This is a genomic window from Nocardioides sp. GY 10113 (assembly GCF_004919105.1).
Classification (GTDB): domain Bacteria; phylum Actinomycetota; class Actinomycetes; order Propionibacteriales; family Nocardioidaceae; genus Nocardioides.
This window is the reverse complement of the sequence record NZ_STGK01000022.1, coordinates 20,993-36,067: the sequence shown is the minus strand read 5'-3', so window position 1 is coordinate 36,067 and position 15,075 is coordinate 20,993. Positions and strand designations below refer to the sequence as shown.

15 protein-coding genes are annotated in these 15,075 nt (G+C 73.0%); 4 read left to right on the top strand and 11 right to left on the bottom strand.

Features of this window, described 5'->3' with window-relative positions; genetic code table 11:
• Window positions 1-145: 145 nt before the first annotated feature.
• On the bottom strand, window positions 146-2,323 hold the full coding sequence (locus E8D34_RS19675; RefSeq protein ID WP_136596300.1) for a glutamine synthetase III: 2,178 nt from the start codon (window positions 2,321-2,323) through the stop codon (window positions 146-148).
• Between the two features lie 184 nt (window positions 2,324-2,507).
• Between E8D34_RS19675 and E8D34_RS19670 the strand changes: the two genes are divergently transcribed.
• Together E8D34_RS19670 and E8D34_RS19665 are read left to right on the top strand one after the other, a co-directional pair.
• Window positions 2,508-2,921 (top strand): RDD family protein, encoded by a 414-nt coding sequence (locus tag E8D34_RS19670; protein WP_136596299.1) that lies wholly within the window; start codon window positions 2,508-2,510, stop codon window positions 2,919-2,921.
• A gap of 78 nt (window positions 2,922-2,999) precedes the next feature.
• Window positions 3,000-3,287, top strand: coding sequence for a hypothetical protein (locus tag E8D34_RS19665; RefSeq protein ID WP_136596298.1), 288 nt, complete (start codon window positions 3,000-3,002; stop codon window positions 3,285-3,287).
• A 24-nt stretch (window positions 3,288-3,311) separates the two neighbouring features.
• Here the strand turns inward: E8D34_RS19665 and E8D34_RS19660 are convergent, their stop codons facing one another.
• From E8D34_RS19660 to lipB, 6 genes are all read right to left on the bottom strand, one after another.
• Entirely contained in the window at window positions 3,312-3,545 is a 234-nt protein-coding gene (locus E8D34_RS19660) for a DUF3099 domain-containing protein (RefSeq protein ID WP_136596297.1), read from the bottom strand.
• 117 nt (window positions 3,546-3,662) lie between these two features.
• Window positions 3,663-4,382 carry a DUF4191 domain-containing protein gene (locus tag E8D34_RS19655; protein WP_136596296.1) on the bottom strand — a complete coding sequence of 240 codons (720 nt, stop codon included), beginning with the start codon at window positions 4,380-4,382 and terminating at the stop codon, window positions 3,663-3,665.
• 92 nt (window positions 4,383-4,474) lie between these two features.
• Window positions 4,475-5,416 carry a lipoyl synthase gene (gene lipA, locus E8D34_RS19650; protein WP_136596295.1) on the bottom strand — a complete coding sequence of 314 codons (942 nt, stop codon included), beginning with the start codon at window positions 5,414-5,416 and terminating at the stop codon, window positions 4,475-4,477.
• A gap of 51 nt (window positions 5,417-5,467) precedes the next feature.
• Complete coding sequence (locus E8D34_RS19645; RefSeq protein ID WP_136596294.1) at window positions 5,468-6,433, bottom strand: ABC transporter permease subunit; 966 nt, start codon at window positions 6,431-6,433, stop codon at window positions 5,468-5,470.
• On the bottom strand, window positions 6,430-7,344 hold the full coding sequence (locus tag E8D34_RS19640; RefSeq protein ID WP_136596293.1) for an ABC transporter ATP-binding protein: 915 nt from the start codon (window positions 7,342-7,344) through the stop codon (window positions 6,430-6,432). Before E8D34_RS19640 ends, E8D34_RS19645 begins: the two co-directional genes overlap by 4 nt.
• 110 nt (window positions 7,345-7,454) lie before the next feature.
• A complete protein-coding gene (gene lipB, locus E8D34_RS19635) occupies window positions 7,455-8,177 on the bottom strand; it encodes a lipoyl(octanoyl) transferase LipB (protein ID WP_240771472.1) in 723 nt (240 codons plus the stop codon).
• An 85-nt stretch (window positions 8,178-8,262) separates the two neighbouring features.
• Between lipB and E8D34_RS19630 the strand changes: the two genes are divergently transcribed.
• Window positions 8,263-8,856, top strand: a complete 594-nt coding sequence (locus E8D34_RS19630) for a hypothetical protein (protein WP_136596291.1) — start codon at window positions 8,263-8,265, stop codon at window positions 8,854-8,856.
• Here E8D34_RS19630 and E8D34_RS19625 read toward each other — a convergent pair.
• The 3 genes from E8D34_RS19625 to lpdA form a co-directional block, all read right to left on the bottom strand.
• Window positions 8,793-9,701: a TIGR01777 family oxidoreductase gene (locus E8D34_RS19625; protein WP_136596290.1), complete on the bottom strand. Its 909-nt coding sequence runs from the start codon at window positions 9,699-9,701 to the stop codon at window positions 8,793-8,795. The genes E8D34_RS19630 and E8D34_RS19625 overlap by 64 nt on opposite strands.
• A 124-nt stretch (window positions 9,702-9,825) precedes the next feature.
• Window positions 9,826-11,556, bottom strand: a complete 1,731-nt coding sequence (gene sucB / locus E8D34_RS19620; RefSeq protein ID WP_136596289.1) for a 2-oxoglutarate dehydrogenase, E2 component, dihydrolipoamide succinyltransferase — start codon at window positions 11,554-11,556, stop codon at window positions 9,826-9,828.
• Window positions 11,557-11,664: 108 nt separating this feature from the next.
• A complete protein-coding gene (gene lpdA, locus E8D34_RS19615) occupies window positions 11,665-13,038 on the bottom strand; it encodes a dihydrolipoyl dehydrogenase (protein ID WP_136596288.1) in 1,374 nt (457 codons plus the stop codon).
• A gap of 165 nt (window positions 13,039-13,203) precedes the next feature.
• Here lpdA and E8D34_RS19610 point away from each other — a divergent pair, with 165 nt between their 5' ends.
• Window positions 13,204-13,539 carry a hypothetical protein gene (locus tag E8D34_RS19610; protein ID WP_136596287.1) on the top strand — a complete coding sequence of 112 codons (336 nt, stop codon included), beginning with the start codon at window positions 13,204-13,206 and terminating at the stop codon, window positions 13,537-13,539.
• On the opposite strand, the gene E8D34_RS19605 is transcribed toward E8D34_RS19610, so the two are convergent.
• Window positions 13,517-15,070: a leucyl aminopeptidase gene (locus E8D34_RS19605; RefSeq protein ID WP_136596286.1), complete on the bottom strand. Its 1,554-nt coding sequence runs from the start codon at window positions 15,068-15,070 to the stop codon at window positions 13,517-13,519. The genes E8D34_RS19610 and E8D34_RS19605 overlap by 23 nt on opposite strands.
• Window positions 15,071-15,075: the final 5 nt, after the last annotated feature.

Genomic DNA, 15,075 nt, shown 5'->3' with positions numbered 1-15,075 from the left:
CACGAACCTATCTGACCGGCAGTTTCCCGACCATCACTGGATTGTTTCCCGCATGTAACAAGATTTTCGTCGGGTGGAGGAACCGAGTCCCGGGGCCGCGGCGACGCCGCGACCCCGGGCTCGGAGATGGGCCGCTTCGGCGGCCTCAGAGGATGTAGAGCATCTCCTGGTACGTCGGCAGCGGCCACAGGTCGTCGGCGACGACGGCCTCGAGCGCGTCGGCCGCCGCGCGCACCTCGCCCATGGCGGCGAGCACCACGTCGCGGACGTAGACCGCCTCGGCGATGCCCTCGTGCTCGTGGGCCCCGGCGATCGCCTCGTCCAGCTCCCCGATCGCCGCGGTCAGCTGCGACAGCGGCTTCGAGACGGCCTCCAGCATCGTGGTGTCGGGGGTGACGCCGGCCTTCTTCAGCGCCGCCACGTTCTGGGCCAGCTCGGTCTGGTACCGGATCGCCGCCGGCAGCACGATCGTGGTGGCGATCTCGGAGGCCAGGTTCGCCTCGACGCCGACGGTGAGCAGGTAGTGCTCGATCGCGACCTCGTAGCGGGACTCCAGCTCGCGCTGGTTGAAGACGCCGTACCCGGTGAAGAGCTCGACCGACTCGGGGGTCAGCCACTCGGGGATCGCGTCGACGGTGGTCCGGAGGTTCTTCAGGCCGCGCTGCTCGGCCTCGACCTGCCACTCCTCGGAGTAGCCGTTGCCGTTGAAGATCACCGCGCCGTGGTCGGCGACGATCAGGGCCAGCAGGTCCTGGACGGCCGTGTTGAACTCGGTCCCCTCGGCGACCGCGGCCTCCAGCTTGGTCGCGCAGTAGTCGAGCGCCTCCGCGACGATCGTGTTGATGACGACCATCGGGGCGGCCACCGTCTGCAGCGAGCCCGGCGCGCGGAACTCGAACCGGTTGCCGGTGAACGCGAACGGGCTCGTCCGGTTCCGGTCGCCCGGGTCCTTGGTCAGGTCGGGGAGGGTGTCGACGCCGATCATCAGCGTGCCCTTCTCCTTCGACCGCGTCGCGCCGCCCTTGGCGATCTGGTCGAACACGTCGGCCAGCTGGTCGCCCAGGAAGATCGAGATGATCGCCGGCGGCGCCTCGTTGGCGCCGAGGCGGTGGTCGTTGGAGGCCGACGCGACCGAGAGGCGGAGCAGGCCGCCGTACTTGTGGACCGCGCGGATGATCGCGGCGCAGAAGACCAGGAACTGCGCGTTGTCGTGCGGGGTGTCGCCCGGCAGCAGCAGGTTGCCCTGGGGGCCGTTGCCGAAGGAGAAGTTGACGTGCTTGCCGGAGCCGTTGACGCCGGCGAACGGCTTCTCGTGGAAGAGGCACTCCATGCCGTGCTTCTTGGCGATGGTGCGGAAGGTGGTCATCAGCAGCTGCTGGTGGTCCGAGGCCAGGTTGGCCCGCTCGAACATCGGGGCCACCTCGAACTGCCCGGGGGCGACCTCGTTGTGGCGGGTCTTGGCCGGGATGCCGAGCTTGAACAGCGCGCGCTCGGTGTCGTGCATGAAGCCCAGCACGCGCTCGGGGATCGCGCCGAAGTAGTGGTCGTCGAACTCCTGGCCCTTCGGCGGCTTGGCGCCGAACAGGGTGCGCCCGGCGTTGAGCAGGTCGGGGCGGGTCAGGAAGAAGTGGTTGTCGACCAGGAAGTACTCCTGCTCGGGGCCGCAGAACGAGACGACGTTGTCGGGCTCGTCGTGGCCGAACAGCCTCAGCACCCGGATCGCCTGGGCGGACATCGCCTGCTGCGAGCGGAGCAGCGGCGTCTTGTGGTCCAGCGCCTCACCGGTCATCGACACGAAGACCGTGGGGATGCACAGCGTGTTGCCGTTCGGGTTCTCCAGCACGTACGCCGGCGACTGGATGTCCCAGCCGGTGTAGCCGCGCGCCTCGAAGGTCGCTCGCAGGCCGCCGTTCGGGAAGGACGAGGCGTCCGGCTCGCCCTGGACCAGCGTCTTGCCGGCGAACTCGGCGATCGCGGTGCCGTCGCCGACCGGGTCGAGGAAGCTGTCGTGCTTCTCCGCGGTCAGGCCGGTCAGCGGGTAGAAGACGTGGGCGTAGTGGGTCGCGCCCTTCTCCATCGCCCAGTCCTTCATCGCCGAGGCGACCGCGTCGGCGACCATCGGGTCCAGCGCCGTGCCGCGCTCGATCGTCGACTGCACCGACTTGAAGACCGACTTCGGGAGCCGGCGCTGCATCACGGTGAGGCTGAAGACGTTCTCGCCGAAGATGCCTCCGGGCGTCTCGGCCGGGTCGAAGGACGCCTCGGGCGGCTCGTAGGCCTCGACGTCCTGGATCGCCCCGAGTCGAACGATGTTGGCGGTCATGCGCTGCTCCTCGCGTTGGTGCTGTCCCCTAGTTGGTGGCCCGAAACTAGGGGCGCCACGTTTCGGTCCCGTGGTGCGAGGTTTCGGTCCCATGAACGGGGCCGCGAAACGCGGTCGTGGCGCGGAAGGCGGGGGAGGGCGCGGGGTTTCGGTCCGACCGGCGGGCTCGCCCTAGGCTGCTGACGTGTCCACCGCAGCACTGCCCACCGCCTCCTGGGGGCGCCGGATCCTCGCGCTGATCGTCGACTGGCTGGCCTCGACGCTGGTCGTGATCGCCTTCGTCGGCCTCGACAGGTACGCCGAGCCGGGGTCGACCGCGTCGTTCTGGACCCTAGTGGTCTACGTGATGGAGTCGACGACGCTGACCTGGCTGGTCGGCGGCTCGTTCGGCAAGCTCGTCACCGGCCTGCGGGTGGTGCCGGTCGACGGTCGCATCCGGCCGCTGAACCCGCTCAAGCTCTTCGTGCGCCAGGTGCTGGTCGCGCTGGTCATCCCGCCGCTGGTGTTCCGCCCCGACGGCCGCGGCCTGCACGACCTCTTCGCGGGCACGGCGACGGTCACGAAGGAGACCTTCCACAGCCTGGTCGCCGCCCGGTAGCGGCCGCCCGCGCGAGCGCTCGTGGTGCGCGGTGCGGCCCGTTGTCGCCCGCGCCGGTTCGGAGGAACATAGGGCGCTATGGCTGTGGTGATCCGGTACCTGCTGAGCCCCGCGAGCCGGGAGCAGCTCCTTGCGCTCGACACCTTGGTGGGGGACTCGCTGCTGGGGGCCGGTGGCCCCCCGGCGGGCCTGATGTCGCACGTGGGCTACCCCGTCGGCGACGGGGTCGAGATCGCGGACGTGTGGGCGAGCGAGGAGCAGGGCCGGGCGTGGGTCCAAGAGGTGCTGCGGCCGCTGCTGGCCCGCGCGGGGCTCACCGCCGGTGAGGTCGACGTCGTCCCGGTCTGGTCGTTCGCACGGCCCTGAGGGCCTCCCGGCGGTGCCGGCTCGTCAGTGGTCCTCGCCCCAGTTGGCGACGATCACCGCGATGGGCGGGATCACCGCCGCCACGGCCGACATCACCACCGCCGCCGTCGTGGACCAGAAGCGGACCACGTTCCAGGCCAGCAGGATCAGCGTGATGCAGACGCCCATCAGCGCGAAGTACCACCGCTGCCGGCGGCGCAGGCGATCGCTCTGCGAGCGCGGCACGTCGCTGATCCGGTAGCGCCGGCGGCGTCTCATGCCCCCCACCTACCCATGGTGGGCCGCGCGAGAACCCCCTCACCCCATCAGGGCCGCGGAACGACGAACGCCCCGACCGAGACGGTCGGGGCGTTCGTCGTACGGGAGAGCGGGTGATCAGCGGCCGCGCAGGTTGCCGCGCATGCCCTTCATGCTGGTCGGCACCGGGCCCTTGGGGAGCGGAACCTTGGGGCGCTGGGCGTCGAGCGCGCGGAGGCGGCCCTTCAGCTCGGTGATCTCGGCGGGCTTGACCTGCTTGCCGAGCTTCTGCACGTGGCGGACCAGCTTGGGCAGCGGGACCTCGCCCTCCCCGGTGCCGACGACGATCTCGTGGACCGGGTAGTCCGTGGCGACGCGCTCGTGCTTCTTGCGCTCGCCGGCCATCAGCGGCTTGAGCCGGCCGGCGTTGCCCTCGCCGACGAGGATGATGCCCGGAGGGCCGACCACTCGGTGCACCATGTCCTGCTGGCGGGTGAAGGCCACGACCTCCTCGACCGTCCAGCCGCGGCGCAGCATGGTCAGCGCACGGGCGCCGCCGCCCGGCTGGCCCTCGAGCCGCGCGTACGCCGCCTTCTGGGCGCGGCGGCTGAAGACGATCATCAGCGCCAGGAAGCCGACCAGGATGCCGCTGATGACGGCCATGATCGTGGTGAACAGGTTGTCGCCCGGCAGCGCCATGAACAGCCCGAAGCCGAGCGCACCGAAGACCAGGAAGGAGCCGAGCAACCACCAACCCAGGGCGGGGTCGACCTGCTTGGACATCCGGTAGGTCTCGATGATCTGCCGGGTCCGGCTCATCGACGAGGGGTCGAGGGGTGCGTTCTTCTTCTCGGCCATGGTGGGTGCGGGTGTGCTTCCTGTCAGCGGTGGGTTCTGCGGGTGCGGTACTGCGGGTGACTGGGCGGGCCAGTGACCGGGTGGATCGGCGACTAGGCGCTCGCCTCGGCGGCGCGCGCGTCCATCGCCTGACGGTACAGGCGACCGGCACGGTACGACGAACGGACGAGCGGACCGGACAGCGCTCCCGCGAATCCGATCTCCATGGCCTCCTCCTGGAGCTCGACGAACTCCTCGGGCTTGACCCACCGCTCCACCGGGTGGTGGCGCAGCGAGGGGCGCAGGTACTGGGTGATGGTGACCAGGTCGCAACCCGCGTCGTGGAGGTCCTGCAGCGCCTGCGAGACCTCCTCGCGGGTCTCGCCCATGCCCAGGATCAGGTTCGACTTGGTGACCAGACCGAACGCGCGCGCCTGGGTGAGCACGTCCAGGGAGCGCTCGTAGCGGAACGCGGGCCGGATCCGCTTGAAGATCCGGGGCACGGTCTCCACGTTGTGGGCGAGCACCTCGGGACGGGACTCGAAGACCTCGGCCAGCAGGTCCGGGAGGCCGTTGAAGTCCGGGATCAGGTTCTCCACGCCGGTGCCCGGGTTGAGCTCGTGGATGGCGCGGACGGTCTCCGCGTACAGCCAGGCGCCGCCGTCGGGCAGGTCGTCGCGGGCGACGCCGGTGATCGTGGCGTACCGCAGGCCCATCGTCTGCACCGACTCCGCCACCCGGCGGGGCTCGTCGCGGTCCAGGGGCTGCGGCTTGCCGGTGTCGATCTGGCAGAAGTCGCAGCGCCGGGTGCACTGGTCGCCGCCGATGAGGAAGGTGGCCTCGCGGTCCTCCCAGCACTCGAAGATGTTGGGGCAGCCGGCCTCCTGGCAGACCGTGTGCAGCCCCTCGGACTTCACCAGCTTCTGCAGCTCGGTGTACTCCGGTCCCATCTTCGCGCGCGTCTTGATCCACGACGGCTTGCGCTCGATCGGGGTCTCGGCGTTCCGGACCTCGAGGCGGAGGAGCTTGCGGCCTTCAGGAGCGGGTGCACTCACACGTGCCAGCCTACTCGGCGCCGGTGCGCCGTCCGATTCGGCACCGGCCGATCACGGCACGTCGCGACGGCGGAAGGACCACACCGATCCGAGGGCCACCACGACGAGGCCGCTCCCCAGGTACCCGGCGCCCTGGCCCAGGGTGCGCAGCTCCTCGCGGCCGCAGTTGTTGTCGACGTCCTCGGGGGAGCCGCAGGGCAGGTCCACCCAGTACCGGGTCCCGTCGCGCAGGACGGCGTCCACGTTGGTCGCCGGGTTGAGCGCCCCGCTGAACCCGGTCGCGGCCAGCACGATCCCGCCCGCGACCGCGACCGCCGCGATCACCCCGAGCGCGCCGACGGTGCTGCGCAGCAGCATCGTCAGGGCGTAGCCGCCGACGGCCGCGCCCGCCGCGACGACCGCCGCCCGCCAGCCCATCTGCAGGCAGTCGAGCAGCACTCCGTCGCCCACGGGCAGGTCGCGGCGCGCGGCGACCGCGCCCAGCAGCAGCCAGTACGCCGTCAGCGAGACCGCCGCCCAGGCCAGGGCGGTGACCGCCAGCGCCACGGCCTTGGCGAGCCAGACGGGCACTCGACGCGGCGTGAAGAGCAGCTGGTTGCTCACCGACCCGCTGGCCCAGTCGTGGCCGATGAAGGTGGTGCCGGCCAGCAGCGCCAGGGCGATCACCACGAGCGCGGCCGCGGCCCCGCCCTCGGTCTGGTCGCTCCGGAGGTCCAGGGTGGGGCGGTAGATGTACCACTCGGGGCTCGGATCGATGTTCCTGGTGCAGAACCGCTCCGCGTCGGCGGCCCGCGGTGCCCCCCACCTCCGGGGGTGCTGGATGCACTCCTGGAGGTCCCGCTGGGCCTGCGCGGCGGCCTCTGCGCGCTCGCCGTCCGACAGCGGCCGGCTGTTCCAGGCGACGAGCCCGCCGATCGCGAGCGGCACCAGCAGGATCGCCGCGGCGATGACCAGCACCGCGCGGCGCCGGCGGAGGCGGATCAGCTCGACGCGGAGCACGCGGGAGAAGGTGCTCATGCGGCCAGCCCCTCGCCGCGGGTGAGGTCCAGGAAGACGGTCTCCAGGTCGGCCCGGGCGGGGGCGAGCTCGGAGATCCAGATGCCGGCCTCGCCGAGGGTCCGGCTGATCGCGGCGGGCTCGGCCGCGTCGACGACCAGCCCGCCGTCGACCTCCAGCACGCCGAAGCCCGCTCCCAGCAGCACGGCGGCGGCAGCGACCGGGTCGGTCGTGACCACCCGGTGCCGGTCCGTGGACCCGAGAAGATCCTCGACGGCGCCCGAGGCGAGCAGGCGCCCCTTGCCGATGATGGTGGCCGAGGTGCACACCTGCTGCACCTCGGCGAGGATGTGGGAGCTGAGCAGCACGGTCACGCCGTCCGCGGCCAGGGTGCGGATCGTGTCGCGGATCTCGCGGATGCCGGCGGGGTCGAGGCCGTTGGTCGGCTCGTCCAGGATCAGCAGCTCGGGCTCCTTGAGCAGGGTCGCCGCGATGGCCAGGCGCTGCTTCATGCCGAGCGAGTAGGTCTTGAAGCGGTCGCCGTCGCGGCCGGTGAGGCCCACGGTCTCGATCGCGCGGTCGACCTGGCGGCGCGGCGCGTCGATCGAGGTCGCCAGCAGCTCGAGGTTGGTGCGCCCGGTCAGGTTCGGCGAGAACTTCGGCGACTCCACGACGGCGCCGATCCGGTCGATCACCGACGGCAGCTGCCGGGGGACCTCCTCGCCGAAGAGACGCATGGTGCCGCCGGAGGCCCGGGACAGCCCGAGCAGCATCCGGATGGTGGTGGTCTTGCCCGATCCGTTGGGACCGAGGAAGCCGTGCACGCCGCCCGCGGGGACCGCCAGGTCGAGCCCGTCGACGGCGACCCGGCGTCCCTTCCGCCCGTGGTACTCCTTGCGGAGCCCCTCGGTCTCGATCACCAGCTCGGCCATGCCACGCCCCCCGTCGTCCGGGGTGCGCGTCTCGTCCCCCGAAGACGGAACGATCCAGCATGCCGGACGTTCCGCGCCGGCGACGCGCCGGGACGTCGGTCGCCTGTGACTCAGCCGACGGTGGCGGGGCGGATCAGCGTGACCTGGGGGTGCTTGGCCGGGTCCGGTCGCGGCTCGTAGTCCGGCGTCGGCACGTAGGGCTCCCAGGCCAGCAGGTCATCGAGGTGGCGCCGTACCGAAGGGATCACCTCGGCGACGGTGACGTCGCGGCCGAGCTCGGAGGAGAACGAGGTGACGCCGGCGTCGGCGATGCCGCAGGGCACGAACCGGTCGTACCAGCCCAGGTCGACGTCGCAGTTGAGCGAGAAGCCGTGCATCGCGATGCCGCGGCGGACTCGGATCCCGATCGCGGCGATCTTGCGCTCCGGGCCGCGGTCGTCCGCCCGCAGCCAGACGCCCGTGCGGCCGGGGATCCGGGCGGTGGCGACGCCGAAGTCGGCGCAGACCCCGATCAGCGCCTCCTCGATCCGACGCACGTAGTCGACCACCTTGACGTGGTCGGGAAGCCGGAGGATCGGGTACCCGACCAGCTGGCCGGGCCCGTGGAAGGTGATCTTGCCGCCACGGTCCACGTCGATCACCTGCGCGCCACCGGTGTCGACGGGCTTCTCGGCCTCCAGCGTGCGTCGGCCGACGGTGAAGACCGGCGGGTGCTCGAGCAGCAGCACGGCACCGGGGTCGCCCTCGACGACGCCTGCGTGGATCTCGCGCTGCAGGTCCCACGCGGCCATGTAGTCGAGCGAACCCAGCTCCCGGAACTCCTGCGACGTCACGGCGCCGACCCTACTCCGGGGCTCGGCACGGCCTGCCTGTGGATGACCGGATGCGCCGGCCGGCGGATCGGCGTAGGACCGGAGCATGCAACCGAGGGCCGCCGGCGACCGCCGCTCGATGATCGTGGTCGGCGCCGTCGTCGCGGTCCTCGCCTGGGGAGTCCTCGGCCGGCCCGGTACGCCGGCGGGCCGGCCCGCCGCGACTCCGGACGTGCCGGTGGTGGTCGATGCCGCCCCGGTCGCCGAGACACCCGAGGGCGTCGCGCTGCGGGTGCTCCACACCTGGGACCGGCGCCGCGCTCGGGCGTGGGCGCGGCAGGACGCTGCGGCGCTGGGGAGCCTCTACGCCCCCGGGTCGGTCGCCGGGGCGCGGGACGCCGCGATGCTCGGCGCCTGGGCGGAGCGCGGCGTCAGGGTGCGGGGCCTGCGGATCCAGCTGCTGGGCATCGAGGTGCGCCAGCACGGGCCGCGGCGCCTGGTCGTGGTGGTCACCGATCGCGTGGTGCGGGGGCGAGGCGTCGGTCCGGGCGGCGTGGTGCGGTTGCCGCGCGACCGTGAGAGCACCCGTCGGCTGGTGCTCGTCCGGCCCGCTGGGCGGTGGCTGCTGGCGGGCGCCTACGACGTACCGGCCAGGCCGGTGGCCAGCACGTCCTCGACGGAGGGGTCGCGCAGCTCGTAGCCGGCCTCCCGCAGCGCGGCCGGCACCGTGCGCACCGAGCCGAGGATCTCCGGCGCGACGGGGCCCGCGACCACCCGCAGCACCGGGGCCGGCACCGGGAGAACGGCCGGGCGGTGCAGGAGCTCGGCCAGCGCCCGGGTGAACTCCCGGTTGGTCGGCGTCGGCTCGCAGCACAGGTTGACCGGGCCGGACGCGCTCGGGTGCTCGGCGAGGAACGCCACGGCGCCGACCCAGTCGCGCAGGCTGATCATCGGCATGTACTGGTCGCCGGAGCCGAGCCGACCACCCAGCCCGAGAGAGAACAGCAGCCGCAGCTGCGGCAGCGGCGGGGCGGACCGGTCCATCACCGGAGCGGTGCGCAGCACGCAGACGCGGGCGCCGGCCTCCGCCGCGGGAAGCGTCGCCGCCTGCCACTCCCGGCACGTCTGGGTGAGCAGCGACTGCCCGGCGCTGTCGGCGTCCTCGGTGAGCTCGTCGGCGCCGTGGTCGCCGTACCATCCGACCGCGTTGCCCGCCAGGAACGCCGGGGGCGTGCTCGCCCCGGCGATGGTCTCGGCCAGCAGCCGGGTGGTCGCCACCCGGCTCTCGCGGTGCCGCTCCGCCCACCGACGCGAGTGCGGGTTGCCGAGGTTGGGGGAGCCTGCCAGGTTGACCACCACGTCGGCGGTGCGGACCAGCGACCGGTCCAGCTCCCCGGCGTAGGGGTCCCAGGTCGACTCGTTGTCGGAGGCGGCCGGCCGGCGGACCAGGCTGACGACCCGGTGACCGCGGCGCTCCAGCTCCTCGCGCAGGTTGCTGCCGAGGAAGCCGGACGCGCCGGCGATGACCACGGAGAGCTCGCTCATGCCTCGAGTCTGCCCGGGCGCGCCCGCCGAAAACGCCGAGAGTCGGCAGAAACTCCCTGCCGACTCTCGGATTCCGGCGCCGCGTCGGCAGGGAGCCCCTGCCGACGCGGCGATCGGTGCTGGCTCAGACCTCGAACTGGCCGGCCTCCAGGCGCTTCTTCACGTCCTGGAGGAAACGGCCCGCGTCCGCGCCGTCGACCAGGCGGTGGTCGTAGGTGAGTGCGAAGTAGCACATGTGGCGGACCGCGATCGTCTCGCCCAGGTGCGGGTCGTCGATCACCACGGGGCGCTTGACGACCGCGCCCGGACCGAGGATCGCGACCTGCGGCTGGTTGATGATCGGGGTGTCCCAGAGGGCGCCCACGCTGCCGAGGTTGGTGATCGTGAAGGTGCCCCCGGACAGCTCGTCCGGACCGATCTTGTTGGTCCGGGTGCGCTGCGCGGTGTCGGCGATCTTCTTGGCCAGGCCCGAGACCGACAGGTCGCCGGCGTGCTTGATCACCGGGGTGATCAGGCCCTTCTCGGTGTCGACGGCGATCGCCAGGTGCTCCACGTCGTAGTAGGTGATCTCACCGGCCTCGAGGTCGAGCGTCGCGTTCAGCGACGGGTGCGACTTGAGGGCGTCGATCGCGGCCTTGGCGAAGAACGGCAGGTACGACAGCTTCACACCCTCGCGGGCCAGGAAGTCGGCCTTGGCCGACTCGCGGAGGCGGGCGACGTTGGTGACGTCGATCTCCACGACCTGGGTGAGCTGGGCCGAGGTCTGCAGCGACTCGACCATCCGGTCCGCGATGATCTTGCGAAGGCGGCTGACCTTGACCGTCTGGCCGCGCAGCGGCGACGAGGCGGCGGGCGCGGCGGCGGCCGGGGCGGTCGCGGCGGGAGCGCTCGCTGCCGGGGCGGCGTCCGCGGCGGCCTTCTGGGCGGCCGCGGCGTCGAGCACGTCCTGCTTGCGGATCCGGCCGCCGACGCCGGAACCGGTGACCGAGGCGAGGTCGACGCCGTGCTGGGCCGCGAGCTTGCGGACCAGCGGGGTCACGTAGCCGGCGCCGTCGCCCGGGGGCGCGGCGGCGGGTGCCGGGGCCGCGGGAGCGGCGGGGGCCGCCGGTGCGGGCGGCGGGGTCGGCGCGGCCGCGGGGGCAGCCGGCTCGGGCTCCGGCTCGGGCTCCGGCTCGGACTCCGGCTCGGGCTCCGGCTCGGGCTCGGGCTCGGGCTCCGGCGCGGCGGCGGGCGCGCCGCTTCCGATCATCGCCAGGACGGCGCCGACCTCGACGGTCTCGTCCTCGTTCGCCTTGATCTCGAGCAGGGTTCCGGCCACCGGCGAGGGGATCTCGGTGTCCACCTTGTCGGTGGAGACCTCGAGCAGCGGCTCGTCCACGGCCACGGAGTCGCCGACCTGCTTGAGCCAGCGGGTCACGGTGCCCTCGGTCACCGACTCACCGAGCGCCGGCAGGGTGACCTCGGTGGCGTCGCCGCCGGAGGCCGGTGCGGCGGGCGCGGCGGGCTCCTCGGCGGCCGGCTGCTCCTCGGCCGGGGCCGCGGGCTCCTGGGCCGGGGCCGCGGGCTCCTCCTCGGCCGGCGGGGCTGCGGGCTCCTCGCCGCCGGCGGGGGCCTCGTCGGAGTCACCGATGACCGCGAGCACGGCGCCGACCTCGACGGTGTCGTCCTCGTTCGCCTTGATCTCGAGCAGGGTTCCGGCCACCGGCGAGGGGATCTCGGTGTCCACCTTGTCGGTGGAGACCTCGAGCAGCGGCTCGTCGACGGCGACGGTGTCGCCGACCTGCTTGAGCCAGCGGGTGACGGTGCCCTCGGTGACGGACTCCCCGAGTGCCGGGAGGGGGACTTCGGTGGCCATGGATTCCTCGTCTTCGCTTCTGAACTTCTCTGGACGGATGGTGCCGTACTTCTGTCACTACTAGGTGACCTGGGTGTCGGTCAGTGGCTCTTCATGATCGGCGATGGATCAGCCGTGGTGGTGGAGCGGCTTGCCGGCGAGGGCCAGGTGGGCCTCGCCGAGCGCCTCGCTCTGGGTCGGATGGGCATGGACGAGTGGCGCCACGTCCTCGGGGTGCGCCTCCCAGCCGTAGATCAGCTGCGCCTCGGCGATCAGCTCGCCGACGCGGTCGCCGACCAGGTGCAGCCCGACGACCGGGCCGTCGGCGACCCGGACCAGCTTCACGAAGCCCTTGGTCTTCAGGATCTGGCTGCGGCCGTTGCCGGCCAGGTCGTAGGTGAACGTCGCGACCGCGTCGCCGTACCGGTCGCGGGCCGCGTCCTCGGTGAGGCCGACCGAGGCGACCTCGGGGCGGGAGTAGGTGATCCGCGGGATGCCCGCGTCGTCGATCGGCGCGGGGGTGAGCCCGGCGATCTCCTCGGCGACGAAGATGCCCTGGGCGAACCCGCGGTGGGCCAGCTGCAGGCCGGGGACGATGTCGCCGACCGCCCACACGCCCGGCAGGGAGGTGCGCAGTCGCTCGTCCACGGTGACGAAGCCGCGCTCGAGTGCGACGCCCTGCGCCTCGAGGCCGAGGCCGGCGGTGCGCGGGCCCCGGCCCACCGCGACCAGCAGGATCTCCGCGCGGAGCTCCTCGCCGCCCTCGAGCGTCACGGTGACGCCGTCGCCGTCCGCCACGGCGGAGGCGACCGGCGCCCCGGTGCGCATGCCGATCCCGCGCTTGCGGAAGGCGCGCGCCAGCGCCTTGGACGAGGCCTCGTCCTCCGGCGGCAGCAGCCGCGGCAGTGCCTCCACGACCGTCACCTCGGCGCCGAAGCTGCGCCACACGCTGGCGAACTCGCAGCCGATCACGCCGCCGCCGAGGACGACCACCGACGCGGGGACCCGGTCCAGGCGGAGGGCGTGCTCGGAGGTGATGATCCGCCCGCCGTCGACCTCGATGCCCGGGATCAGGCGCGGCTCGGAGCCGGTGGCCAGCACGACGTGGTCGGCGGTGTACGCCGTGCCGTCGACCGTGACCTCACGGGGGCCGGTCAGCCGGCCGGTGCCGGTGACGACGTCGATGCCGGCCGCGGCGACCAGCCCGGTCAGGCCGCGGTACAGGCGGGCGACGACGCCATCGGCGTACCCGACCACGCCGGTCGCGTCGATGCCCTCGAGGGTGGCGCGGACGCCGAACTGCTCGGCCTCGCGCGCCGCGTCGGCGACCTCGGCCGCGTGCAGCAGTGCCTTCGTCGGGATGCACCCGACGTGGAGGCAGGTGCCGCCGACCTTCGACTCCTCGACCAGGCGCACGCTCATCCCCAGCTGCGCGGCGCGAAGTGCGCAGGCGTAGCCGCCGGACCCCGCACCGAGGATCAGAACGTCGACCACGGCGCCCATCCTTGCACCTCACGCTCACGCGTGCGCACCGGCCCGTCCGCGACGTCCAGGTGACTCGCGGGTAGCCGTCGGCGTGCCTCTCGGGGCGTTGCCGGCCGCAGGTCAGGCAGCATCGGGCACACTGGGGACATGGGCTTGTTCGACCGTTTCCGCCGTGGTTCGCGGATGAGTGGTCCCGCGAAGGACGCCGCGAGGACCGGTTCCACCCGCGTGCGGGCCGCCGACCGCACCGATGAGCAGCACCTGCGCGAGTGGCTCGGCGCCAGGCGCGGCGTCGAGGGCTTCGTCGAGCCGCGCACGGCGGTCAGCGAGGTCACGCTGCTGCTCGTGGCCCACGACGGCGAGTGGACCCGACGGCGGGTGCCCGGGGTGCAGTGGGCCCACGACTTCTGCAACCGCAACCAGGTGCCGTCCTACGACGCGGCCGTCGTCGGCGTCCCGCAGCGGATGCGGGACTACAACTCGCGGCAGCGGGCGCTCAGGAAGCAGCAGGGGCTGTAGCTCCGGCGTCCCCGGGCTCGGTCGCCGCGGCGCCGGCCGCGGCGCGCGTCCGCAGGAGGTCCAGCAGCGTCGCCACGCCGTAGCCGGTGGCGCCGGGCGTGAGGTGGCCGCTCGGTCCGCCCTTGATGAAGGTCGGGCCGGCGATGTCCAGGTGCGCCCACGGCACCCCGCGGTTGAACTCGCGCAGGAAGGCGGCGGCGAACAGCCCACCGCCCCAGCGGACCCAGTCGTGCTGGGCGAGGTCGGCGACCGTGCTCGACTTGATCCGGGAGTCCATGTACTCCGGGATCGGCATCGGCCACGCGTCCTCGCCGGCGGACTTCGCCGCGGCCAGCACCTCCGCGACCACGTCGTCGTCGCCGAGCACGCCGGCCATCTTGTCGCCGAGCGCGATCACCATGTGACCGGTGAGGGTGGCCATGTCCACCAGAACGTCGGGCTCGCGCTCGGCAGCCCGGCCGAGGCAGTCGGCGAGCACCAGGCGACCCTCGGCGTCGGTGTTGGCGATCTCGACGGTCGTGCCGCCGTAGATGGTGACCACGTCGCCGGGGCGGTACGACGATCCGGCCACCATGTTCTCCGCCAGGCCGACGACGGCGGTGACCGCCACCGGGAGGCCGAGCCGGGCGGCGGCCAGCGTCGCCTGGACGACGCCCGCGGCTCCCGCCATGTCCTCCTTCATGGTCTGCATGCTGCCGGCGGGCTTGATGGAGAGGCCGCCGGAGTCGAAGGTGATGCCCTTGCCGACCAGCGCGACGTGTGCGGTCGCGCCCTCGGGGGCGTAGCTCAGCTCGACGATCCGCGGCGCGGCGTGGGAGCCCTGCCCGACCGCGAGCGTCCCGCCGCAGCCCAGCTCGGCCAGTCGCTCCTCGTCGAGGACCTCGACCGAGACGGTCGCGGCGCCCTTGGCCAGGGCCTTGTTGGTGGCCTCGGAGGCCGCCGCGATCGCGTCGGCGAACACCGGAGGTGTCAGGTCGCCCGGCGGCGTGTTGACCCAGTCGCGGGTGGCGATGACGGCGTCGGCGAGCACCTGGGCGTCGGCGACGGCGGAGGCCACCTCCTTGCGGCGGGCGCCGGGGGAGAGCAGCACCAGCTCGGCGGGCGCGGTCTGCTCCGGCGGGCTGCTCTTGTAGCGCGTGAAGGTGTAGGCGCCCAGGCGGTAGCCCTCGACGACGGCCGCGGCCTGCTCGGGGGTCTCGGCGGGCAGCGCGAGAGCGACGGAGGCGGCGTTGGGCACCGCGCGGGCGGCGGCGCCGGCGGCGCGGCGCACGGCGTTGGCGTCGGGGTCGGCGCCGAGCCCGACCAGCACCAGCAAGGGGGAGTGGATCGTGCCGCCGGTGGGGATCTGGGTGACCTCGCCCGGCTTGCCCTGGACGCCGAGGGTGGCCAGCAGTCCGCGCAGCTTGCGCCCGTAGGCCTCGGCGACGTCCTCTGCTCCCGGCGCCAGCTCGGGCCCGGGGAGCACGCCCACCACCACCGCCTCAGCGCGGGTCTTGGCAGGACTGGCGGTGCGGAGCGCGAAGGACGTCACCGCCG

Coding starts and splice junctions, on each gene's coding strand:
- E8D34_RS19675 (WP_136596300.1), bottom strand. CDS start 2,323: ATGACCGCCAACATCGTTCGACTCGGGGCGATCCAGGACGTCGAGGCC.
- E8D34_RS19665 (WP_136596298.1), top strand. CDS start 3,000: ATGGCTGTGGTGATCCGGTACCTGCTGAGCCCCGCGAGCCGGGAGCAG.
- E8D34_RS19660 (WP_136596297.1), bottom strand. CDS start 3,545: ATGAGACGCCGCCGGCGCTACCGGATCAGCGACGTGCCGCGCTCGCAG.
- E8D34_RS19655 (WP_136596296.1), bottom strand. CDS start 4,382: ATGGCCGAGAAGAAGAACGCACCCCTCGACCCCTCGTCGATGAGCCGG.
- E8D34_RS19645 (WP_136596294.1), bottom strand. CDS start 6,433: ATGAGCACCTTCTCCCGCGTGCTCCGCGTCGAGCTGATCCGCCTCCGC.
- E8D34_RS19640 (WP_136596293.1), bottom strand. CDS start 7,344: ATGGCCGAGCTGGTGATCGAGACCGAGGGGCTCCGCAAGGAGTACCAC.
- E8D34_RS19630 (WP_136596291.1), top strand. CDS start 8,263: ATGCAACCGAGGGCCGCCGGCGACCGCCGCTCGATGATCGTGGTCGGC.
- E8D34_RS19625 (WP_136596290.1), bottom strand. CDS start 9,701: ATGAGCGAGCTCTCCGTGGTCATCGCCGGCGCGTCCGGCTTCCTCGGC.
- sucB (WP_136596289.1), bottom strand. CDS start 11,556: ATGGCCACCGAAGTCCCCCTCCCGGCACTCGGGGAGTCCGTCACCGAG.
- lpdA (WP_136596288.1), bottom strand. CDS start 13,038: ATGGGCGCCGTGGTCGACGTTCTGATCCTCGGTGCGGGGTCCGGCGGC.
- E8D34_RS19610 (WP_136596287.1), top strand. CDS start 13,204: ATGAGTGGTCCCGCGAAGGACGCCGCGAGGACCGGTTCCACCCGCGTG.